At 34.0% G+C, this 25789-nt stretch carries 11 protein-coding genes and 2 tRNA genes; 1 reads left to right on the forward strand and 12 read right to left on the reverse strand.

Annotation, left to right across the window (positions count from 1 at the left end; translation table 11 throughout):
- Positions 1-176 precede the first annotated feature (176 nt).
- Entirely contained in the window at positions 177-2063 is a 1887-nt protein-coding gene (gene lonB / locus ACKI67_RS04880; protein WP_407462305.1) for an ATP-dependent protease LonB, read from the reverse strand.
- A gap of 586 nt (positions 2064-2649) precedes the next feature.
- Between lonB and cobQ the strand changes: the two genes are divergently transcribed.
- Positions 2650-4275, forward strand: coding sequence for a cobyric acid synthase CobQ (gene cobQ / locus ACKI67_RS04885; RefSeq protein ID WP_407462289.1), 1626 nt, complete (start codon positions 2650-2652; stop codon positions 4273-4275).
- 1 nt (position 4276) lies between these two features.
- Here cobQ and ACKI67_RS04890 read toward each other — a convergent pair whose 3' ends face one another.
- The 11 genes from ACKI67_RS04890 to ACKI67_RS04940 all read right to left on the reverse strand — a co-directional run bounded on the left by ACKI67_RS04890 (position 4277) and on the right by ACKI67_RS04940 (position 25707).
- The gene (locus ACKI67_RS04890) at positions 4277-5098 is read right to left on the reverse strand and encodes an aldo/keto reductase (RefSeq protein WP_407462291.1); all 822 of its coding nucleotides are present in this window, start codon (positions 5096-5098) and stop codon (positions 4277-4279) included.
- Between the two features lie 277 nt (positions 5099-5375).
- Positions 5376-6536: a thiolase domain-containing protein gene (locus ACKI67_RS04895; protein WP_407462292.1), complete on the reverse strand. Its 1161-nt coding sequence runs from the start codon at positions 6534-6536 to the stop codon at positions 5376-5378.
- Between the two features lie 55 nt (positions 6537-6591).
- Positions 6592-7632, reverse strand: a complete 1041-nt coding sequence (locus tag ACKI67_RS04900; protein WP_407462293.1) for a hydroxymethylglutaryl-CoA synthase — start codon at positions 7630-7632, stop codon at positions 6592-6594.
- 365 nt (positions 7633-7997) lie between these two features.
- Positions 7998-8071, reverse strand: a tRNA-Gly gene (locus ACKI67_RS04905).
- 12 nt (positions 8072-8083) lie between these two features.
- Positions 8084-8157, reverse strand: a tRNA-Gly gene (locus ACKI67_RS04910).
- Between the two features lie 120 nt (positions 8158-8277).
- Positions 8278-8553, reverse strand: a complete 276-nt coding sequence (locus tag ACKI67_RS04915) for a hypothetical protein (RefSeq protein ID WP_407462294.1) — start codon at positions 8551-8553, stop codon at positions 8278-8280.
- Positions 8554-8561: 8 nt separating this feature from the next.
- Complete coding sequence (locus tag ACKI67_RS04920) at positions 8562-8828, reverse strand: hypothetical protein (protein WP_407462295.1); 267 nt, start codon at positions 8826-8828, stop codon at positions 8562-8564.
- Positions 8829-9193: 365 nt separating this feature from the next.
- Positions 9194-9871, reverse strand: coding sequence for a class I SAM-dependent methyltransferase (locus tag ACKI67_RS04925; protein WP_407462296.1), 678 nt, complete (start codon positions 9869-9871; stop codon positions 9194-9196).
- Between the two features lie 127 nt (positions 9872-9998).
- Positions 9999-10286 carry a hypothetical protein gene (locus ACKI67_RS04930; protein WP_407462298.1) on the reverse strand — a complete coding sequence of 96 codons (288 nt, stop codon included), beginning with the start codon at positions 10284-10286 and terminating at the stop codon, positions 9999-10001.
- A gap of 324 nt (positions 10287-10610) precedes the next feature.
- Positions 10611-22334, reverse strand: coding sequence for a right-handed parallel beta-helix repeat-containing protein (locus tag ACKI67_RS04935; RefSeq protein ID WP_407462299.1), 11724 nt, complete (start codon positions 22332-22334; stop codon positions 10611-10613).
- Positions 22335-22374: 40 nt separating this feature from the next.
- A complete protein-coding gene (locus ACKI67_RS04940) occupies positions 22375-25707 on the reverse strand; it encodes a hypothetical protein (RefSeq protein ID WP_407462301.1) in 3333 nt (1110 codons plus the stop codon).
- Positions 25708-25789: the final 82 nt, after the last annotated feature.

Raw genomic sequence — 25789 nt, forward strand, 5'->3', positions numbered from 1 at the left:
AAAAATTGCTGAAAAAGGGTCAATTAAGATAAATATGGATAAAAATAGGATTATAAAAAATAGATAGAATAAAATAAAATAGTAAAAATAGGATAGTAAAAATAAAAATAGTAAAAATAAAAAAATAAATAAAAATAAGAAATGAAGAAAAATAAAAAAATTAAAAATAAGAAGATTTAGTTGTGGCTTGGATTGGATAGTCCAACAGCATCAGTAGATACTTTGCTGGTTACCGCACCACTGATCTCTCTCATTTTCTTAATTAATCTTTCTTTCTTGCTTCCATTGATTAGGATATTTTCTAAAACATCCTCAATTGTTTCAATTGGAACAATTTCAATCATATCTTCATACTTTTTCTCAAGCATTACATCATCCATATTGGATTTAGGTAAGAGAACTTTCTTGATACCTGCTTCTGCTGCAGCTTCAATTTTAGCGGTAGCTCCACCAATAGGCATTACATCTCCACGAACGCTTAAGGAACCAGTTAATGCAATTGATTGGTCAATAGGAATTCCTTCAACAGCAGATATAACAGCTGCAGTGATGGAAACACTTGCACTGTCTCCTTCAACACCATCATAACTTTGTAGGAATTGAACGTGAATATCATGATTGGAAATGTCGACTTGAGTGTATTTCTTAATGATTGCACTTACATTTTGCACTGAATCCAATGCAATTTCTCCAAGTTTACCAGTTACAATGATTTTACCTTCATTCTTACTGTTTGCAGGAGCCATTTCAGCAGCGATTGGCATTACAATACCACTTCTGTCACCCATAACAGCTAAACCATTGACCATACCGATTTTTCCACCGGAAGAATGGAATACACTGTATTCTTTTCTTTGGATGATTGATCTGTCAACAATTTGTTGTTCCAAGGTTCTTGCAAATCTCTTAGCGGTAATTACATGTTCTGCAGTTACCAAATCTGCACCTTCTTCAATAGCTACATCACCAGAGGAACGTACTAATCCACCTAATTCCCTGAGTCTAAGGGTCAAAGCATTTTTTCTTCCTGCTCTACGTTTAGCTTCCAAAATGATTTCATCAAGTGCATCGGTTGCGAAGTGAGGAATTCTTCCATCATTCTTAACTTCTTGAGCTACGAATTGGACAAGTTTCCTTCTGTTTTCTTCGGTGTCTTCCATGTAATCTTTCATAAAGACTTCATAACCGTATCCTCTGATTCTTGAACGCATTGCAATGTGCATGCCTTCGAGAACTTGAATGTTTCCTGAAGCTACAAGAACAAAATCACAAGGAACTGCTTGAGAACGTACCATTGCACCACTGCTGTTTTCACTTTGACCAGTGATTGCATATTGTTTCTCTTGCATTGCGGATAAAAGCTCTTGTTGGGTTTTCATGCTCATTGTACCAATTTCGTCAATGTATAAAACCCCTTTATGTGCCTTATGGATCATACCACTTTCAACACGTTCGTGTGCAGGAGTTCCAAGACCACCAGATTGGTAAGGGTCGTGTCTTACATCACCGAGCAATGCACCTGCATGAGCTCCGGTAGCATCCATAAATGGTGCAAATCTTTTGTCTCCATTGTTAACCAATAATTTTGGGGCACTATTGGATACTTTAGGTTTGATTTGCATTGAAATAAATATGACAAGTAATGCAGCAATAATAGCTTCAAAGATTCTTTGGTATAATAAACCAAGAACGAAAATAGCTGCAGTGACAAACATGGTGATCATCATCTTCTTCTCATCACCGCTTTTTGCATTTGCCTTGTTTGCCTTAACTATTTTTTTACCTTGACCTGCAGGTACGGTTCTGACTAAAGGATAGTTGCTGTCTTCAGGGTTTGGATAAACCAATACATCTTGAAGCACTTCAGGAGGCAATAATTCAGCCATTCCTTTAGCAAGCATGGATTTACCTACACCAGGGTCTCCGATAAGAAGAACATTTCTTCTTTGTTTTGCTGCTTTCTTAATGGTTTCAACAGATTCTTCGTGACCAATAACCTGATCGATAAGCAATGGAGGCACTTCTATATCTGCAGTATTTGAAATAGATTCATAGTCAATCATAGGCTTGATTCTACGATTGCCTTCATCATCTTCAACAAATTCAACATCTAAAGATTCCTTTTCAGGTTCTTCAGCTTCTACGGTTTCATCTGCTGCATCATTTTCATCAATTATAGTTTCTTCTACAGTGGAATCTACTTGTTCTTCTTTAGATTCTAATTCTTCAACATCTGCAGACAAAATTTTATCTTCTTCCATAACTGTTTACCTCCTAATTTTATATTTACATTATTTCTTGATTACAGATTTCTTAATTATCTCATTTTAGTTAGATTTTCTTTTTTACATATTTTATATAAAGTAATACATTATACTAATATATATTAAACTACATGCTTAATAACTTTATGATTTTAGTCATATAAAAAGGTTTGTATTTTAGTAACTTTAATTAACTAAAATAAGCAATGAAAAAAATAAATAATTGAAGCATGCACACAATAATGACAACCCTATAAAAAAATGAATAAATGAAGCATGCATACACTAATGACAATCATTTAAAATAAACTTTATTATTTATAAAAAATAAATGAATAATCATATTTAAAAAGATATTAAAAATCATTGATTCAAAGGTAAAATTATGACAAAATGTTTAATGATTCAAGGAACTGCATCCAATGCTGGAAAAAGCTTAATTGTCGCAGCACTTTGTAGAATCTATACAAAAAGAGGATATAAGGTAGCTCCATTCAAATCACAGAATATGTCCTTAAATTCTTACACAACAAAGGAAAATAAGGAAATAGCTATTGCACAGGTATTGCAGGCTAAAGCAGCGAATATAGAGCCTACTGTTGATATGAACCCAATATTATTAAAGCCTAAAGGGGACTCCTGTTCACAGGTCATCATACAAGGAGAAGCTGTAGGGAATAAGGACTTCTTTAGAAAATATGATAAGACAAAGGCCACCCAAAAGGACATAGACAACAATTTGATGGATGATGAGGATTATAGAATCATTGCAAAGGAAGCGGTTATAGATTCATTAAACAAATTAAAAGAAGATTACGATATCATTATCATGGAAGGTGCAGGATCTCCAGCTGAAATCAATTTAAGGGAAGGAGACCTTGCAAATATGGGCGCTGCAGAAATAGCTGATGCAGATGTGCTTCTTGTAGGAGACATTGACAAAGGAGGAGTCTTTGCATCAATAGCCGGCACTTTCCTATTGCTTGATGATGCAGATAGGTCAAGATTCAAAGGAGTCATAATCAACAAGTTCAGAGGAAAACAGGAATTGTTATGCTCTGGAATTGAAAGATTGGAAGAAATCATTGAAGTTCCGGTTTTGGGAATAGTACCATATGCAGAAAACCTCCAATTGCCTGAAGAGGATTCCGCATCATTAAAGGAACACAATTGGACAAAGGAATTTGAAAGCAATAGAGACCATATAATAATCGGAGTCATAAAGCTTCCAAAGATAGCCAATTTCACAGATATCGATCCATTTGACTCAGAGGATGATGTTGAAGTGAGAATGATTGAGCTATATGACGATAAGGAAAAACTCAGAGACATTGACGCACTCATCCTGCCAGGTACAAGAAATTCCACAGAGGATATGAAGGAAATGGAAGAATCCGGCATGGCAGATAGAATAAGGAAATTGCATAAGAACAAGCATATTCCAATAATCGGAATCTGTGGAGGATACCAGATTTTAGGAAATAAGATTATAGATAAGAATCATAAGGAGTCCAAGCTTGATGAAATAGATGGATTAGGCATTTTAGACATTGAAAGCGAATTCATCAGAGAAGAAAAGATTGTAAAGCAAAGCATTGCAAACTTTGAATTAGACACAGATGCTAAAGATGAATCTGAACAAACATATGAGATGTTCTCTAAAATCAATGGCGAGGAAGTTACAGGATATGAACTTCATGAAGGCACAACAAATCTATTAGGTGCAAAACCATTATTTAGAATTAAAGAAGGAATGGGAAACAATAACGAAGGAAAATACGATGGAGCTTACCAAAATAACGTATTCGGTACTTATTTCCATGGAATATTCAATAATTACAATTTAAGAAGGGAATTGTTGAATCATATCAGAGAAAGCAAAGGATTGGAAATAAAAACAGGTGAAGATCCATATGAAACCAGTGTGGAAAATTCACTTGAAAAATTAGCAAATATCGTAGAAGAAGCATTGGATATGGATTATATTGACAGCTTAATTTTCAATGACTAAATTAATATTGTGCTTCTTCTTGCATGGAATAAGGCCAATTGCAATATGATTGTCTCTCATCTAATTTTTGAATTTCAAAAAGATCATTATCATCTAATTTAAAATCAAAAACATTCAAATTCTCAGCCATACGTGAGCTAGAAGAGGATTTTGGAATCGCAACAATATCACTTTGAATTAAAAACCTTAATATTATTTGAGCAACTGACTTTCCATATTTTTGACCTAAATCAACCAATAAGTCATTATCAAAAACATTTAAATTTCCAGAAGCAAATGGAGACCAAGATTCATGAATGCAATCATTCTGAGTTAAAAATTCATGCATTGATTTTTGTTGCCATAAAACATGTGTTTCAATCTGATTAACCACCGGCTTAACATCACAATTTTCTAGAATGCACTTAAAATTAGAAGAATTAAAATTACTTACGCCAATAGCCCTAGCCATACCTTCATCTAAAGCATATTCTAATGCATTATATGTACCTATATTATCCCCATTAGGCCAATGGATCAATATTAAATCAAAATAATCATATCCAAATTCGTTTAATGAATTTTTTATGCTTTTAACAGTGCTGTCATAACCGGTTGTTTGAGTTTTAGTGGTTACAAAAACTTCATCCCTAGAAATATTTGCTTTTTTAATTGCGATACCTACTTCTTTTTCATTTGAATAGTTCTGAGCGGTATCTATATGCCTATAACCTAAATTTAAGGCTTCAAAAACTAATTCTTCTGTTCGTCTTTTAGGAGTTTGATAAACACCATATCCAATTGATGGAATTTTAACTCCATTATTTAACTTTTTAAATTCCATATTACCACCTAATAAATAAAGTTCTTTTACAAAAAATTAATAATTTTATATCAAAAAACTATGTTTAGAAATAATTTGTAAATTAGTTATTAAATACTTAAAGTGGCACAAATGACACCTGATTTAAAAATAAAAGAAGCATATTAAATTTTAAAAAAATAAAATCAAAAATAGGATTTTAAAATATAAACACCTTATAAAAAAATAAAAAATTGTTTAAGTAAAAAAAGTAAAAAAAAGAGATTTTAGTCCAAATAGGCTAAAATCATTTTATTTTTTAGTTTATGTCTCTTCCAAAGATGTGAACAGCACAAGTACCACCAGTACCACCTACATTATGGGTCATACCGATTTCAGCACCATCCACTTGACGTTTACCTGCTTCGCCTCTTAATTGCCATACGATTTCAGCAGCTTGAGCGATACCAGTAGCTCCAAGAGGGTGACCTCTAGCTTTTAAACCACCGGATGGGTTAATTGGACAATCACCATCAATATTGGTTTGTCCTTCCTCAAGAACTTTTCCACCTTCACCTTTTTTAGCAAATCCAAGGTCTTCGATTGCAAGCAATCCGTTGATTGAGAAACAATCGTGAACTTCTGTAGCATCAATGTCTTTTACTGTTACTCCTGCCATATCATAAGCTTTTCTGGAAGCAGCAATGGTTGCATCTAAAGTAGTAATGTCCTTTCTGCTGTGCAATGCAATGGTTCCAGAAGATTGAGCAGAAGCTCTTACATAAATAGGAGTGTCTGTAAACTCTTTAGCTCTTTCTGCTGCACAGATTACAATAGCTGCTGCACCGTCTGAAACAGGTGAACAGTCAAGTAAAGTCAATGGATCTGCAACAGGAGAAGATGCCAATACCTTATCTACAGAAACTTCAAATGGGAATTGAGCATTAGGGTTGTTTGAAGCGTTCTTATGGTTTACTACAGACATCATAGCTAATTGTTCTCTTGTAGTTCCATATTCATACATATGCCTTTGAGCAATCATAGCATACAATGATGGGAAAGTAGCTCCTTGCTGTGCTTCCCATTCTTGGTCAGATGCGGTGGCAATAGCTGGTGTTGCATCCACAACATCAGTCATCTTTTCTACACCTGCAGCAACGACTATATCATGATATCCAGAAGCTACAGCCATAATACCTTGTCTAAGTGCGAGTCCTCCTGATGCACAAGCAGCTTCAACTCTTGTACATGGAATTGGGTTCATACCCATACTATCAGAAATAAGTGCTGCGATATGTTCTTGACCTACGAAAAGACCTGCAGACATGTTTCCAACAAACATAGCCTCCAAATCTGCACCACTAAGATTTGCATCTTCCATAGCACCAAGACCAGCTTTTGAAATTAATTCTCTGAATGAAGCATCCCATAATTCACCGAATTTTGTTTGGGAAGCTCCAATAATTGCAACATCTCTCATTTTTTCACCTTTATCATAAAATAATTATAATTCCTCTTTAACCTCTTTTTCCTTTCTATGCCATTCTTAGTTTTCCTTTGAATTTAGCATAAACTGCATAATCGACATAAATCTTCTTAGAGAGGATTTCTTCAGTTGTAGGAGCTAAATTTTTAACTTCTTCGATTCTATCATTTACAGTTAAAGTGAATCCATCACTACCTGCACCTGAACCATAGGATACAATGAATATTTTATCTCCAGGTTCTGCCTTATCCAATACATTGGTAAGTGCTAATGGAACAGCACCAGAATAGGTGTTACCTACATTAGGAGTTAAAAGACCATCTTTGTATTGTTCTGGAGTAAATCCTAATTTTTTAGCGGCCCTTAAGTAAAATTTACCGTTTGGTTGATGGAAAATAGCATAATCATAATCTTCCACTTTTGAATCAGTTTTTTCGAGTAATCCTTTAGCTGCTCCGAATACATGTTTGAAGTAAGCTGGATCACCAGTGAATCTTCCTCCGTGACTTGGATAAGGTTGACCTTCTCTTCTGTAAAAATCAGGAGTGTCAGTTGTAAAGCTGTAAGTAGTTCCAAAGTCAGCAATAGTGTTCTTATTACCGATAATGTATGCTGCACCACCAGCTGATGCAGTGTATTCCAATGCATCTCCAGGAGCTCCTTGAGAAGTGTCTGCACCAATAGCTAAACCATACTTGATCATACCGGAGTCCACTAAACCCATAGTAGCTTGAATTCCTGCAGTACCTGCTTTACAAGCAAATTCCAAGTCTGCAGCAGTCATATCAGGAGTAGCTCCAATTGCTTCAGCAACAATGGTAGCAGTTGGTTTTACTGCATAAGGGTGAGATTCAGAACCAACATAAACTGCCCCAATATCTTGAGGATCAATTTGTGCTCTTGCCAATGCGTATCTTGCAGCGCTTACTGCAATGGTTGCAGTATCTTCATCAGATGAAGGCACTGATTTTTCATTGACAACTAATCCATTTGAAATTGAATCTGGGTTATCTCCCCATACTTTTGCGATTTCTTCTACTTTTATTCTATATGAAGGCACATTAGCCCCATATCCAACAATTCCTGCCATTAAATCACAACCATTTCATAATTTAGTTTTAATTGCAATAGCTAATAATTGCTATCAAATTTAATTTAAATAAATATTATTTTTTAATTTCGACAATCAAATTTTTCATTTGACTTTTATAGAAATATAAACTTAAATAACTCAATAAAACTTAAAATAGTCATTAAAATATGTTTATATTAATATAATATTATTTTTTAATACATATAAACTTATTTAAAAATATAGGGTAAAAAGAGGTAATTGACTAAAAATCCAAACAAATAATTTTGATTTGATGAGTCTAAAATAGAAGAAAAAAAGTAAAATGACCAAAAAATATGAAAATTTGTGAAAAATAATAATAAAAAAAGTTAAAAAACAGATGCAGCTGCCGGGATTCGAACCCGGGTTGTAGGCTTGGAAGGCCCAAGTAATAACCAGACTATACCACAGCTGCAATAAAAAAAAGTGCGGCGTCCGGGATTTGAACCCGGGTCTCTAACGTGGCAGGCTAGAGTCTTAACCAGGCTGGACTAACACCGCAATATACAACATATAAATGTTAGTTAACATAATATATAAATCTTTCTATGAAGTATTTTATATAAAATATAACAAGAGAAATCATTAGAATTTAGGTCCAAGGAAACTAAAACTAAAGATCTATAATAAATGATAAATGAGCGGAAGCATGGATTGGATACCTAAAACAAATATAGCAAATCCACCAATGAATTCAATGTGTCTGGAGTATTTCATAGCAGCTTTAGTACCGAAAACACCAATGAATTGCCAAGTAATTACTAAACATAAACTTGCGAAAGCAACTACATATGGATCTGCACCCTCAATAACACCTTGAGCAGCCAAGACTAAGTTTTCAATGTTACCAAAAATCAATAATCCTAAAAATGGTTTATAATCATTAATTAAAGACATCTTTTCACCTAACCTCTAACTGCTTGATACATTGATTGGACACCTAAAATAAATATGGCTAATCCACCAATGAATTCAATATAGATTCCGTAAGCTTCTAACTGTTGTGTGCATACAGTTCCAAGAATTAACCATATAGCCACACATATTAAACTCAAAATAGCAAGTCTTAAAGGATTTGCAGCTTTAACCACTCCTTGAGAAGCTAAAATCAAATTCTCTATATTTCCAAAAACTATTAAGGAAATCAAACCAAGACTTAGTCCTAAACTCATTAAATCACCAGTATTATCATCTAATGATCATGCATTTATTTTTTATTAGCTATTATTTAAAATCTAAAGTCCATCAAATAATAGTTAATAAAAAATCATATAATTTTTAATCATTAACATATTTTATTTCTTTTTAATCATATTTAAAACTTACTTAAATCTATAAAGTTTTAATAGGCATACTTAAGAAGTTTTTTAATGAAAAAAATTCCAATAAAATGAGATGATTAAATTTTAAGAAAAAATCAGTTAAAATAATCAGAATAAACTAAAAAAAATCAAATTTAATCACAAAAAAGAGAAAAAATTAATAAAAAATTAAAATATAAATAAAAAATTAAAAAATAATAAAAATAGAATAATATCTATTTTTTAGCAATTACACAAAGCCATCCAGTGACTAATTCTTTATCCAAACTGTCTTGACCATCTTTTGAGAAGCAAATAATATCAGAAAATCCTGCTTCACGCAAATATTCATCAAATTCATCTTCTGAATATATTTCCATTTCCAATAAGTCAATGAGCTCCTTCTGACGTTCATCCCCTTCATTAGGAATTGCTTCATTGCAAATAAACATTATTCCATCATCTTTCAATACTCTTCTGACTTCTTTTGAATCATTTACAAAATCAGGCCAGAAATAAACGGTTTCAAAACCAGTTATGATATCAAAAGTGTTATCTTCAAAAGGCAATTCAGAAACGGATCCTTGAATGATTTCACATCTGCCTTCATCAATAGCTGCTTGGTTTAACTTAGTGGACTTTTCAACTGCAACTTCAGAATAATCCAAACCATAAACCTTATTTTCAGTCATTTTGAGGAATCTTTCCACATTGACTCCTCCACCACAGCCAATATCCAAAATCACATCATCCTTCTCAATGTCCAGATGACTTACACCCCACTGTGCAAGTTTCTCATGGCTTTCATTCATTCTATCCAATAGCTGATCTCCTAATTCACCTTCAGGTTTACGTGCATTGATTATTAAATCTTTCTCTTCTTGAGTTCTAATATTTTCCTTATTTTCAGACATTTTACTACTCCTAAAATTTAACAATTTATCAATAGTTTCTTATCAATAATAATATTGATTGCATGATTAATAAATCTTAGTATCTGATGGAGAGATGATAAAATAATAAAAGGAAAATTAAAGAAAATTAATCCTCAAAATAAACTTCCCTAATGAAGTCTCCTATCCCTATACCCATTAGTACAAATTCATTAAAAAAACCTAAAATTGCCAATTCATCAACATCATCACTTAAGGGAAAGTTTTGAATTTCATCCTCTTCAATGCAATCATCCAAAAGATCAAGACAATCTGAATCAGATAAGATTTCACTTTCTTCATCGCAACCATAATGACTATAATCGACACTGTTCTTTACATATATATTTTCGTTTTTATTTTCTTTTTTATTTTCTTTTTTATTTTCTAAAGACAATTTACCACATCCTTTACATATTTTTTAAAAAAGTTCTTGAATAAAAGTTGGTTTTAAATACATATAAAAGTAAATAAAGAGCATTTGAAAAGTAATATTTAAGATAAGTAAACCATATGTGGTAAAACTAAAAATAAGTCATATATAGTTTAACATAGATAAAAATAAGAATTATTTTAAGAATAGTTTAATATAATAAACCTAAAAAACTGATTAATAATTTACAATAAAAAAGAGGGTTTATTTTATAAAATAATAAAAAAAGAAAGGAATTTGAAATTCCTTTAAAAATTAAACATTTTCTAATGAACAAGATGAAAAGCACTAATGAAGAAGGTGCTCAATAGAATCCACCACTTCATTATTTCTCCAAGCACCTAAATAACGATATATTGCCTTATACTTAGAAGTCAAGGTATTCAAGATCTGTTCATCAGTACCTCCAATATTTGCCACATAAGTGGAGAACTTAATATTACCTTTTAAGAACTTATCACAAATCAATCTGAACAAGGCATAATCATTAGAATGTAAACGGTCCAAATCACTCTGCATCACACCAATCATACCCTCCAAATCACTTGGAAGATGATTAGGACTATTGAAAACGGAGTAATAAAGATTAATATGATTCAAACCAGCAACATCAGCCCCACTCGGATTAGTCAAAACAGCATACTCAGCAGAATTCCTCACAGAATTATCCAAAGCTATGCCTGCAATATTCTTATGATGATTCTTGGTAATAAGCTTAAGCTCAAGGAAACCATTCAAGGCAGAATAAGCCCTAAGAGACTCCAAATTATTCAAAAGATCAAGCTCCTCCTTAAACCAAGTCACATGATAATAAGACAATGCTTGATATCTCAAGACTTCAAAGCGTATTCTCTGATATTCAGAGAAATCCCTATAATCCTTATCCTGACTATTATAATAAGCATTAATAATTTTGACATAATCAGACAAGAGCAAACTACGCAACCTATGATTAAGGTTCATATCCATAATATCAACCAAAAATGTGAACTCATTATCATCAAGCTCATGTTGAATACCCAAATGCTTAAGAATCTTATTCTTAACCTGCTTCTTAACGCCAGGGGTAATACTTCCATCCTCTGAAGAACTCATAATGAAATCCAACAAGATATCAGTCAAATTAAGCTTAAGAGAATAACTATTAAGATTCCTAATCGCATTAAACAAAACAATTGTAAAACCACTCTTCTTACCAGTGAACTTGAAGGAACCTGCTTCCTCAATACTGCCAATGTAAATATTACCCTTTGAACGGTCATACAAATATGGAGAAATCTTAACAAGAAGGTCCCTAGACGGTTTAATATATTCCTGAATCAACAAATAAAGACTGCGATAACTTGAATCCATCTCATCCTCAGTCAAAGCAAACTCATACTTCTCGAAATAATCATCAACAGAAGCCGCATCATTGAAAATCTCATGCAAATAATAATCATAAAGATTCCGATTATTATCCTTCAGCCAAGCCATCTCACTCCTAATATAATCCTTAATAGTCTTTGAACCAGCAAGAGAAAGATCCTTAGTGAATCCCAACTCAACAGCCTTAATGTCATAATAAGTCTTTAAAGAATTAAATGAATGGCCCCTTCCAAACTCACTAGACAAACTATTATACCAGTTAATATCCAAACTATGGAACTTCAAGTAATCTGCAGTAAATTCCCTTAAACCCTTAAGAAGCTTATTGCAATCATCCAAAGTAACAGAGGAATCATCCAAGATTGAAAGGTCAAATGTCTTATTCAAACTTAAATAAAGATTAGGCAATGCAGAATAAATACTCTGTAATTCCTTCTTAATCATATTTGTCAAATTCTTCACATCAGAAACCTTGGAAAAGTTTTTCTCATCAAAGAACGGATATTTTCCCTGAAGAGCATTAAATCTAATATAACTTTGAAGCACAGAAGGTCTGATACTCTTAACATCATTAAACAAGTCAATCAAATCATCCCTATCAGGATTCTTCTCCTTCTTCAATTCATTATAACAATCCATAATCTTCTTAGGGAAACTCAAAGGTTGAGCCACCATATCACCGATCTGGCCAAGAATCTGCTCATTAGACATCTTGCTAATATCCTCGCTCTCCATCTTCACAGGAACCTTAGAGGACTCAATATAATCAGTAAAAAGCCCATTCAACTTATTAACAAAAGTGCTATAATACCACTCTCCATAAGCCCCTTGCTTAACCTTAGCAACATAATCATCATATAAAGCATGAGCCTTGTCATATATCCTCTTAGCCAAAACCTTATTGGTCTTGTTAACCTCACGGACAAAATCATCCGCAATACCAAGTGACTTGGTCATATCATCAATGCACCTTTGAGGAGAGTAATGAGTATTAGACTCCTTCTTAATGATAAAGCTCTTAAGCTTATCACTGGAATCGACATACTTTGCAGGGTCAATATTATCAAACAAAGCATTCAATGCATTGATGAACTTAAGGTACTGCCATTGATGATTAGAACTTACAACATGAACAAGATAGTCCTGATAGAGACTGTCAATCTGAGAACTTAAGGATGCAGCTAAAGGTCTGTCCATTCTCCTAATTTCCCCAACAAAACCGTTAGCAGTTTTAACAGCATCATCCATGAACTTCATAATCTTATTAACATCAGCGCCTGCAACATTCTCAGGATCTATGACAAAACGGCCAACTTCAAGACTTTGACTTACTTCCGGATTTAGAGAAATAAGATTCTGACTCGCAACTGAATTCTGACCTACTTTGACCTTGCCACTGAACAGAATATCCTTAATGTAAGCAATAAGATCCTGACGAGTTCTATCATCACCAATCAATTCATAAGATATTTCTAAATTATTTATATTGTCATTAAACCGCTTTTCCAAAACATACTTGGCAATAACCGGAAACTCACTTTCAAACTTTTGCCAAGAAGCCAAAAGGCATTGATACTCAAAAGATTCACTGCTGATCTCATTCAAGTCCAGACGCAAGTTCTTATTCTCAAAGATAACCTTTATTGCATCAAATGTAGGATTGGTACTCCTTGATTTTTCCAAGATATTTAAAAGACTATTCTTAAATTGGTCTATTCCATTATTATACTCATCTCCAGAAACACCACTTCCAACCATCAAATCAAGATATTGAACATATGCTACAAAGGTAGTATCAGCATCATTTGAAAGCTTTTTAATTGTCTCATCATCAAGACTTGAAACAAGAAGCTCCTTCTTCACATAAGTATAAATCTCATCAACAGTGCACTGGGAAATCTCCTTGCCACCAATTTTCTCTGAAAACTTATCAGGAACAGCCTCTCCATGGTAAATGTTTTCACGGATAAATTCAATGATATTTTGACGGATATTCCTATAGCTGCCAGAAGGATTACCATTGAAAAATGCATATTTAAACAAATCATCATCTTTAAACAATGAAGTTCTAACCTTTTGTGCAACAACAGGATACTTCTCCTCAAGTAAATCCCAAGAACCATACAACTTCAAGAAATCATCAGAAACCACATAATGAACCTTTTTAGGATAAATAGTGTCATCTTCCAATATCTTCTTAATCTCGCTAAACTCACCAGCTGTTAAACTAATATCATTATCATTAGGATTAATATTATTATTTGAACCAGTGCCGGAACCACTACCAGAACCACTACCAGAACCACTACTGGAACCACTATTAGGATTAGGATTGAGGATATCACGAGTCATATTATTCAAATATTCAACAATAATCGCAGTGACAGTTTCCTCATCATGATAGAAATGGTCGTAAGTTAAAAAGTTAGACACATTGCCCCCCATAAGATGCTCCAAAACATAATTAGCAATAAGAGGGGATCTATCAGTTAACACTTCCCAGGCAGGCACAATACCACCATAGAAAGAAACCGCACCATCAAACCTATCCCTAAACACAATCACATCTTGAGAAGTGAAACCAAGACTATTGCCAGAATCCTGACTAGGATTAACAGTAGCACCAGAATCTACATTAGAACCCGGATTAACAACAGACACAACACCAATCTTAGCCTTAAGATAATTAACAATAAGCTGACGCATTTTCGCATAATCACCTTTATTATCCTGTATAAACTTGTCCAAATCGCCACCCATAAGGCCATTTAAAACCATTTTAGAAGCTAAAGGATAATCTGCAACAAGCTTATCCCAAGAACCTCTGAAATAACACTCATCCACATCTCTATCATTATCCAAATTATAAATATGATGCACATCAGTATCAGGATAATCCTCACGATTAAGAATAATCTCCTTCATTTTTTCAAAGTCTTGAGAACTAATGGTCACTTCAACAGCAGAACCTTGATTAGGATTAGGATTAGGATTAGGATTAGGATCATCGTTATGATTAGGATTAATATTGAGAATCATATTAGATAAATATTCATCAATAATCTCCACAATGTTAGCTTGATAACGACCATAATACCCCATAAAGTTGCTATCCATAAGATTAACAAGAAGATAATTTGCAACAGGAGTATATGCTATAACAAAAGGCCTCCAAGCCTGTAAGAAATTATTATTATATTCGGCAATTATATCCCTGAAACCCTGCCTAGCTTCCACTAGATATTGATAAGGCAAAGTACCTCCCTCATGATTAGGATCATAATAATCAGGAGTAGACTCATCAGGAGTAGACTCATCAGGAGTAGACCCATCATCAATAGGGTTAAGATTAGAATTATCATTAGGCTTATCATTAGAAGGATGGAGCCCATCTCGAATAAGATCATACAAATAAATCAATCCACGATTTCCTCGAATGGAATATATATAATCCTCATAGCCCATAAAACTATCAAATTCAATGCCATCTCCCTTAAGAATGTCAAAGACGACACCGAACCTACCCTGAGCATGATAAGCCCTATAAAGATTATTAATCAATACATTTCTCATTTCCTCAGTGCTCAAGGAATTGAAATCGACATCATCATCAAATACATGATATGTTGCAAGATTTGTAATCTCAAGATACCTCTTATAAATCTCTGCAAGAGGCTTATCCAAGAGGTCAACAGACATTCTTCCAGGATCAACATTATAATCCCTAATACTGGCTTCGTGAGTGACAGTATCATGATACAGTTCCCAGAAGTAGATATAGTTTAATAAATAACTGCGCACTGAATTTTCATAATCCTGAGGCAAGAATCCAATGGTATTATTATCCAATTGATTAATCACTGCATTGATTTCATTATCAGAAACTAATGAATTATTTCTATATGCACTTAATTTGTTATAAGCAGCACAATATGCATCATAAAGAGCAAAAGGAAATGATGTTGCATATATATCAGGCAAATCACTGGCAGACCTTGCATCAGGGAAATATTCCCTCATTATGCCATTATATAAATTTCTATTAAGGGTTTCTAAAATACCTAGGTCATGAGCCAGTTCATCAAGTATCAATTTACCATCCAAATCTTCTTTATTAGCGATTTTTAGCCAATTTTCAAAGAATCTTCTTTTGTTAAAGATATTATTGTATGGATTTTCCTTATCAATTAATCTGCCAATAGTGAGATTAGCACTTCTAAATGTGATGTTATTTCCATCAACAAGGTCTAAAGTATTCATAATATGCTTCATTTCATTTAACATAAGATTGCAGAAATCATAATATGTCACGTCCTTTCCTTGCTTATTCTTAATGCAATACTCATTCTTATTAAATTTCCATTGGGTCAGTGATATCAAATCATAATTAAAGTTTTCCCTGCAATAATTCATTAAAAGCCAATAACCTACAGGAGATGCATCTCTAAATAATTCTAGCCTATTGGAAAATGCACTAACATCAATATTGGAAAAACTCATTTCTCTATTGGAAGCAATATCCCTTTCCATAGATATTACCCAATTTTCATCAGGCATATCATATGTAATGATTGAGTAAAGATCAGACACCTGATTAATAGTGAAGAAATTACCTAATTCAACAAGAAGCAAATCAAGCACATTAACATTCATTTGAGTTATGTTCATTTTTATATATTGGTTGAAAGCCAACATGAACAGAATAGTAGGCATATGGGTGTTTGCATATTCTTCATAAATCTTAAGGTCTTCAGTGATAGTTGCTAAAGTCGGCAAGTGGTTAACTGCATTAATCATATATCCATTAACCAATTGCCTAGCAAAATCACCGCTTTCCATCGGTGCAAAGGTCTTAATCATTTTATTAGGTACATCATTAGACCAGATTGCACGATTTAAAGTATAGAATGTGAAATTGCGATATAAATCCAAATCTATAGGCAAGCTTTTATAGAGACAATATTCCAGTTGATAGAATATATCATATTGCTCTCTATAATACGCAGATAAATTATATATGCGAGTTAAATTATCCATTGCATTGGTTCTGCCCCAATGAACAAAATAGACAAAATCACTAAACAGTCTCATAGCATTTAAATCATGGTTAGAATATGAGGCATACAAGGAATTTTTTTGATAAAATTTAGGAAGGCCATCTATGAGAATATCTGCAATTTGACCTGCATCCAAGTCAGCAAGATCCCTACTGAAAAGATTGCTAGTATCCCCTGAAGATGCCAATATAGCATATATTTTCAGTAATTCTTCAAAATGATTATCTGAGATATCTCCAATATTCCTTAATCTATTTAAATCTTCAGTAAAATCCACAATTCCTTCCTGATACTGTATTCCATTAAATGTTTTATTCATTTCAAGGCATTGATCATATAAATACTTATTAACCATTATCTTATCAGAATCACTAAGGGTTTTATATAAATCTTGAAGTTCAGAACGCAAACCTAATAAATATCTAATCTGATAAAAGATAAGGTCTCTCTCACTTATATCCACATCCCTATAGAATGATAAATTATTGCTGATTTCCCTATATTTACTTTTTAAAGCAGAAATAATGTTTAAATCGGAAATAAGATTCAAATCATCTAAATGATCCGCTTGATTAAGACGGCGGATACCAGCTAGCCATGCATCAAACTCTGATTGGCCATTATAGTATCCCATAATTTCAACATACAAAGTAGCATTCAAAACACTTAACGCATCAAACTCTGATCTGTGGAAATAACGGACTGAAATTTCATTATATAAAGTAGAGTTAACAGCATTCAACAAAGCCATTTGACTGCTGAATTCATTTAAGAAATCACTTAGATAAGGATAATTTTCAACATTGTCCGGACGAATGAAGATACCATTATAAATATTCTGCCTGATTAAATCAGCAAAATCAAAGGACACCATTTCATTATAATTATCCATATTTATAACATCAGCAGTAGCATTCAAGTCCTTAAGCAAATTAAAGACATGCCATAGGAAATCCACATTATGACTATTAGGGCCTTGGCTATTCTCAGTATAAAGATTCCTTACAGCAACAAACTCATTATAATGGGCACTGTTTGCATTCATCCTATAACTCAAACTATCAATAAGGGAAACAATATTCATTTCAAGAACTTCAACAGTGCCAACTTCAGGATGATTCTCATAATCAGTATCAAGACCAGCCAATCTCAAACGCTCATTAAACATCTCCAAACTAGTCTCATAAATACGCTCCCAATTCGCAACAAAATTCAAACGATTAGGATCAAACAAACCATTAATACCTCGAACAGTACCTCGAGGACCAATGTTCTCATAAAAAAGACGTAAATTACTATTAAGTTCCGGAGACAGGATAATAAAACCAAAACGTTGGGAACGCTCATACAAAAGATTGAAATTGCGAAGCAAAGTCAAAACCCTATCAGTATGAGTCCTATTGGTATCACCATACATAAAAGACTGAACAGTAAGGACATTCAACAAATAAGTCAAATTGCCATCAGCTTGAATAAGCCCTTGCAAATAACCATCAGTCTGATGAATAAAACCATTCACCAAATTAGCAGAACTCTGACCATCCAAACTGATAAAAGGATTGCTAAAAGGCTCACCATCAACAATAATCTGACTGCCACCATCACCGGAACCACCACCATCAGCACCAGTCACCCTGGTGACAACATTAATAGGGCTAATGGTCTGAATGCCAGATTGAATACCGGACTGACCACCAGCACCTGTACCGCCAGATGGAACATTAGCCTGATAAAGACTGATAAGCTGAGCAGTCACAGCCTGATGAAGGGCACTATAAAAGCTTAACATATCAAATACAGTGATTTGAGGATTGGAAATCAAACTGGTATAAGTATTAGTATAATAAGTGAAAAGCTCAGGAAGCAATTTCCTAAGTGAATTAAGCCCCATCATATTCTCCTGAATAGCAGGCTCCAACACTTGCCTATAAGCAGAATTCTGATACGGACCATTCATTGAAGTATGACCATCACTAAAACCAGCACCGCCAGAACCTTGAGAACCACCGGCTCCACTAGAGCCACCAGAACCTTGAGATCCTCCATAACCAGCACCACCGGCACCAGGATTTTGAGGAGCTTGAGGATTCTGACCACCAGCACCACCAGCACCTTGACCATCAACAACAAGGTTCTCATTAATTTCCTGATTAATCCTGACCACATCAGTACTACCAACACCAAAACCGGTCTGACCCATACTGAAACCTAACAAGGTAAAACTCAAAACATTGCTCCACATATTGCTATAGTCGTGATAAGCTTGCCCCTCAAGCATACCATAAGTAACTCCAGCAGCTAAACCAATACCTGCACCAGCAACAGATGAAGCAATCATACCAGTAACAGCAGGAGCCATAACACCAATACCATAACCTACACCATAAGAAATAAAGGCAGTTCCTAACAAGAAAGCACCCTTAATCAAACCAGTCTTGAAATTAGACCAAGGATGATCAAACTCTACTATAGTCACTTGATGGCTGGTGGAAGCAAAACCACAATCACCAGTTGCGAAATTATAAACATAATAACCGCCATTACCACTAAATTTAGTATTCACACAAGTGACAGAACCGCCATCATTATAGATAACACCATAGTCATCAAAATCATTATTGGTAAAGAAACTATCATAAATAGTCAAACTACCCTCATTATGAATAATCGCATCATCACAATCATTATCAAAGAAACTGCAATTAACCAAGGAACAGGATCCCTCATTCTTTATGAAATAATCATCGCCATCCCTATTGAAGAAACTACAATTGATAAAAGATACAGAGCCCTTATTCACAATCTTAACATCATCAAAATTAAAATTAATGAAACTCAGGGTAGATGACTTTTCAATCTTCATCTCATCAAAACTGACATCAAAACCGTTATTCATAAAGACAACAGACATCTTGCGCTCGAAAACATCAGAAAGATTAAATACATAATCCCCAGTGAAATTAATATACAAACAAGACACGGTATGATTAGTCAAATAATCGAAAACAGCATTATAGGAAGCATCATCACTGACATTGAAGACAACGAAATCGACATCCTCAAAACCATCCTCAAATGCTCTCTCAAAAATGGAATCTCCCTTAAGATTGACGTTCTTCTTATCAACCAAAGTGCACTTGAGATAGGAATCCTTCATACGACCTTCAGGACTGGAACAATTCCTAAACTCAACATAGGATGAAAGCTCAGCATAGAAATCATCAGTATCATCATCACCGCCATTGCCAATGAAACTGCAATCATGACAAATCACACTACCTCCAAAGGCTCTGAAAACACCACCATCATCACCATCATAATAATTATGGTCAATCACATTATCCCTGAAGACTGAATGATTTGCAAAGACACCACCAGTGACATACAATGCAGTGTTGAAATTCCTAAGCTCCACATCATTCAAAGTCAAGGAACCATACTTGCCCACAAAGGCGAAATGATAATCGTCATTGTCATCATTTCCTCCAACACGGATGACAGCACCATTACCGTTAATTGTAACTGGACAAAAGCCTACATCCAATAAATAACGGTCCTTAATGGCATTATAGGCATTAGACCTCCAATTATAATACCTAAGGTCTGAATAATCATCAGTATCAAAATAATAGTCTCCAGGAGCCAAATTAATGACAACCTCAGTGGCATTAATGTAACTGTTCAAAACCCAAAAGACACTGCCCAGCTCCTCACTGGTTGAAACATTGACAACCCAAGGCTCGCCAGTATAGAAAACACTATCATCAACAACAGTGAAATAGGCATTTGTCATGACCTCAGAATCCTTCAACAAATTAGAAACTCCCTCATAATTACTATTATAAATGATAGTGGTACTGTACTCATCACAATAAAAGGAATCAGCATACATAGTACCATAAAGACCATTGAAAATATTCAGGGAATAAGGCTCAGCATACAAAATGGAAGCACCCATATGATCAGTGGTAATCGCATTAAATGTCGCATCATTATCAATAAATAAACAATCATCAAAGAATACTGTATTATAGTTATGAACAACTGTACCGGAACCCCAAAGCTTTACATCAGTCTTATAAACCACATTATCATAAAAGACACACTCCTTACACATAAGGCTTCCATGATTGATGAAGCAATGGTCGAAGTTAGTGATGTTCACATTAAAGAAATTGACATTGGCATCAGAACCAATATACATGAAATTAAGATCACGGCTTCCTAAAATTGTAGCGCCATTACCATTCACAATCAACTGACCATAGGCAAACCTGGATGCATAATCCCACTCCTGATCACTAAAACAAGGATTATAAATATCCATATCATAAGTACGGTTAGCCAGATTCAAAACCACAACATCATACGTATTAATATACTCAGCCAAAGAATGCAACTTCAAATTAAAATCACTTTCTGTGCTTATGTTAAGCTCTTGGAGAAGATAAGTGTTACCGCTCAACTCTATAACAAGATAACCATTATCGCCAAGATAAGCAACATACTTGCCGTCGCCATAAACAAAATCACGGCCATTCCATCTTGTGACCATACGAGAACCAAGAGAAGTTTTATCCAAGGAAACCATTGTACGGGTGCCAATGCTTATCTGCTCACAAAGACTCAAATCATACAAATTACCATCAGAATAAATGCTCCAAACAAGAAGATTACCAGTGAAATTCAAATCTAAAGGCAAGAAACAGCTGGCAATACCTTCATCACTTATATTAGCATAATAAACCCTATCATAAACAATGAAAACAACATATCCATCAGTGACAGGATTGCCCTCTTTATCAACTACCTTAACGCTGTAATACTCACCTAAATCATACAGCTTAATGCCTTCATTGATAATCCTAATATCCCGCTCACTCATAAGAACATTATCAACATCAACACGCTGATGGGTCATAATGGAATTGGAATCATCAAGATCGGAATAGATAGAAACAATGTCATAAGAGCCACTAGCATTAATGCAGGAATCCAAATAAAAGGAAGCGATACCCTTATAGTCAAGGAAAGAAGTATCAGCCAACTCATGATTTACATAAAAATCAACCTTACCCTTAAAAACAGGCCTGCCCTCATCATCCAAAACCTTTACACGATAAGCATCATTAAAATCATAGAGAGTTACATCGCTGGTAACAATTTCACTAGCATCTCCACAGATAAGGCCAGACTGGGAAGATCCATTCAATAAATTAGAATAATACTCAATCCAATAATCAATATAAGCAGAATCATAATCATAACCCTCAGGTCCCTCATCATAAACACCCGGATTTACATCATCATCAACAGATTCCTCATCATCAAGACTTGGATTTGCATCATCATCTGCGCCTAAAACATCCTCCTCTGCACTAAGAGAATCGGCACTTGAAAGGTCCTCATCCACACTGGAACCATCAGAACCTAAAGAATCAGTGCCTAAAACATCCTCATCAATACTAGCGCCATCTGAACTTAAATAATCAGCACCATTGAAATCCCCAACATCATCAGATGCAGAAACAAAGCCCACACCTAACAATAAAATCAAAAATACAATGGAAACTTTATAAATATTCATAATTAATCCCCTTTTCATTAAATTTCTCTAATCCTCATTTTTAAATTTTTTTAACTTTTGCCTTTAAAGTTACTTTATAATATGTGATAGTTAATTTGTAATTTTTCCCCTTTTTAAGCTTTTTAAGTACCTTTTTACCAATAGTAACCTTAGCAATACCTTTTTTGTTGGTCTTTGCTGTATACTTTTTACCTCTGAATTTGAATGTAATCTTTTTGCCTTTAAATTTCTTCTTTAATTTTGCGGTTAATACTAATTTTTTAGCTGTTCTTTTAACCTTTACGGTCTTTTTGGAACTTAAAATTTGCTTTACAGTAATCCTATTCTTAATTGTCTGTCCCTTATAGCTTGCAGTTATGCTATATTTTCCAGGCTTTACATTTTTTGGAATAGTCAAACTTACAATTCCATTCTTATTTGTCTTAAGTTTGTAAGTCTTTTTATTGAGTTTGACGACAACGACTTGACCGGCTCCAACCAGCTTTCCATTATCTCCATAAACCTTAAAGGAATACTTGCTTCCATCAAAGTAGTACATGGAAATGTTCTTGTTTCCACTGAACCTTGAAAAAGTTCGTACAGTAACTGATGGATCAGCGGAACTTGTGCCATTAACAGAGCTTGTACCATTACCTGAACTTGTACCATTAGAACTTGTATTTCCAGTACTGCCACCGTTATCATCTAGACCGCTGAGAACCAATTCATAAACATTGAATGTAGCATTGCTTATAACAGTATTGTAATTCGGATTGTCAAAACTTGCATTTGCATAATAAAATCCGATAGGAAGCAACATTTCTGCTTTTCCTATTCCGTTAAAGACACTGACATTCATCAATGTGCCGTTGACATCAAGAAGATAAACACCATTTATAGGTGAATAGATTCGTATCACAGCAGGATATCCATCGAAAACATCCTCAACCATTATGAAAGCAGTGTTATTTGCTTTTGAAACACTGCAAGTGGCATTTATTATGAAAGAATTGTAATTTGGATTATCAAATGTTCCATTGATATAATAATCCCCAACAGGAAGGATCATTTCCAATCTTCCCCTGCTTCTATAAACCTCTACATCAATTAAAGAACCATTTATGTCAAGAGTATAATTGCCATCAGCCCCTGCATAAATGAGTATTGTTGTCACATCACCATAGACAGTATCATTTGCAGAGATGCTGACATAATTATCAGCTTGTATAATATTGAATGTAATGGAATCATTGCTTTGGCGAATATTTGGAGTTCCAATGTTTTCAACACTTAAATTGTACTGGCCTACCGGCAATATTGGAAGAGAGAACTTGCCATCGGAAACTATGAGACTAAATAATCTATTTCCATTTTCATCATAAAGAGTTGCTTCAACTATTGTTTCAAATTCAACATCGTATGTGACATTTACTATCCTTCCAAAAGCAAATTCCTCTATAGGATTTATTGATATGCTGGAATCTGAAGGTAAAATCTTGAATAACTTGGAATCCTGGCTTCCCTGATAAACATTATTTGGAAGATTGAAAACAGTGATATTGTAATATTCATCACTTGAATCCAAAATAACACTTATGCTTCTGTCATTTGGCCCTACAGAATTATTAAGATATACATATGATCCATTTTCATTTGTAATGAGAACCCTAACTGAAGTACGATTAACAATATCAAAAGGTATTGTACAGTTAAAATAATGGAATTCTACATTGTCGCTGATGTTTAGACTAATTGAACTGCTTGGCCTATTTAAGGTAAAATTGCCTAGGCTTTGTGCATAGGTATAATAGCTGTTGTCTAAATGATATGCTTTATAAGTGTAATATCCATCATCTAAATCAGATGTGGCGAAATACTGCTCGCCAAATGAGTTTGTCATTAAGGTGACATTGGATATGAGAGCATCATGAGAATCATAGATTTCCAAGACAATATCCTGTCCGCTGGCACCATTATTGTAAAATTCATTATCGGTATTGCTTATATATCCATTCCAATATTCAACATCAGATAGATAAATTGCGGATTCTGCATAGATTGCATTGATATAATTGCTCCATCCAGAAAGCATAAAATTCAAAATGCCTCCAGTAAAATTGCTTGTCAATGAGTAAGACTCTGCCTTATTGTTTAGGAAACTGGACTGGGATATATTGCATTGAGGCTCTTTATCCAATAGAGCCCAATAGATTGCAGCTCCTTTCCCTGCTACATTAGATTCAAAATTGGAATTTCTTATATCACTATCTGAATCATTGAAAACTATTGCCCCTCCATTCTCATAAGCAGTATTGTTATTGAAATAACAAACATCCATAGCATTAGTAGAATTAAGGTAATATATCGCTCCTGCATCTAATGCAGTGTTATTGATAAAGAAACTGCCCTCAATGCTGCTTGCGGAATTATTGCAATAAATTGCACCACCTTCCAATGAAGCATTATTTCTTAGGAAAGAAGAGAAGATAATATTGCTCTCATTTACTGAATTCAAGAACAATGCTCCACCATTTTCACTGGCCGCATTATCTAAAAATTGTGAAAACTCAATAGTTAAATCAGCGCCTTTACAATAAATAGCTCCACCTAAAGCAGCAGAATTATTTATAAAAGTACAATTGTACATATAGATATCAGATAATGAATAAATGGCTCCCCCATCCCTATTGATAGCCTTATTATTATTAAAGGTACAATCAGATAGATTCAAACTTCCAGAAAGCATTGAAATTGCAGCACCATCGAATATGCCTTGATTATCTTCAAAGCTGCAGTTTATTATACTACATTGGCTATCATAAATCTCTATGGCACCGAAGTTTCCAGCTTTTGAATTCTTGAATATTATGTTCTTTAATGTTATATTTGCATAACGGATTCTAAAAATACCTGATCTTTCCTGTGCATCAATAGTGTGGCCATTTCCATCTATTGTCAATGACTTTTGTATTAGGATTGGAGTTGAGTCCTCTTGGGAAATATCATTGTTTAAGATGATGACATCATTATTGCTGCAACCATCTATTTCATTTTGCAATTGGGAGAATGAATTTCCATTAAAATCCTTTTCTGCTTCCAAAGATTGAGAATCATCACTAGAAGAGAGGACATTTCCATCTGAAGATAAGGTATCCTCATCAGAACCTAAACCAAGCTCATCAGATACCAACATATCATCATCAGAACCTAAACTAAGTCCATCAGATTCCAATATATCACTATCAGAACCTAAAATACTATCTTCAGCATTTAAATCATAGCTATCCTCATGCAGTGCATTATCTGCAATATCTCCTACATCAGTTGCATTAACAGCACCTAACAGCAAGAACAATACTGCAAATGCCATTAATAAAATTTTAGTTTTCCTCATTTTCCCCACCAATGCAAAATTTTATTTTCAATAATAATTATAAAATGTCTCCCAAACTTATTATAAAGAATATCAATTATAA

Origin of the sequence: Methanobrevibacter sp. (assembly GCF_045577275.1) — an archaeon.
Taxonomy (GTDB): Archaea; Methanobacteriota; Methanobacteria; order Methanobacteriales; family Methanobacteriaceae; genus Methanobrevibacter.

Bases quoted from the DNA above. Each gene is read 5' to 3' on its own strand.
- lonB (WP_407462305.1), bottom strand. From the start codon at position 2,063: ATGATTGACTATGAATCTATTTCAAATACTGCAGATATAGAAGTGCCT.
- cobQ (WP_407462289.1), top strand. From the start codon at position 2,650: ATGACAAAATGTTTAATGATTCAAGGAACTGCATCCAATGCTGGAAAA.
- ACKI67_RS04890 (WP_407462291.1), bottom strand. From the start codon at position 5,098: ATGGAATTTAAAAAGTTAAATAATGGAGTTAAAATTCCATCAATTGGA.
- ACKI67_RS04895 (WP_407462292.1), bottom strand. From the start codon at position 6,536: ATGAGAGATGTTGCAATTATTGGAGCTTCCCAAACAAAATTCGGTGAA.
- ACKI67_RS04900 (WP_407462293.1), bottom strand. From the start codon at position 7,632: ATGGCAGGAATTGTTGGATATGGGGCTAATGTGCCTTCATATAGAATA.
- ACKI67_RS04915 (WP_407462294.1), bottom strand. From the start codon at position 8,553: ATGTCTTTAATTAATGATTATAAACCATTTTTAGGATTATTGATTTTT.
- ACKI67_RS04920 (WP_407462295.1), bottom strand. From the start codon at position 8,828: ATGAGTTTAGGACTAAGTCTTGGTTTGATTTCCTTAATAGTTTTTGGA.
- ACKI67_RS04925 (WP_407462296.1), bottom strand. From the start codon at position 9,871: ATGTCTGAAAATAAGGAAAATATTAGAACTCAAGAAGAGAAAGATTTA.
- ACKI67_RS04935 (WP_407462299.1), bottom strand. From the start codon at position 22,334: ATGAATATTTATAAAGTTTCCATTGTATTTTTGATTTTATTGTTAGGT.
- ACKI67_RS04940 (WP_407462301.1), bottom strand. From the start codon at position 25,707: ATGAGGAAAACTAAAATTTTATTAATGGCATTTGCAGTATTGTTCTTG.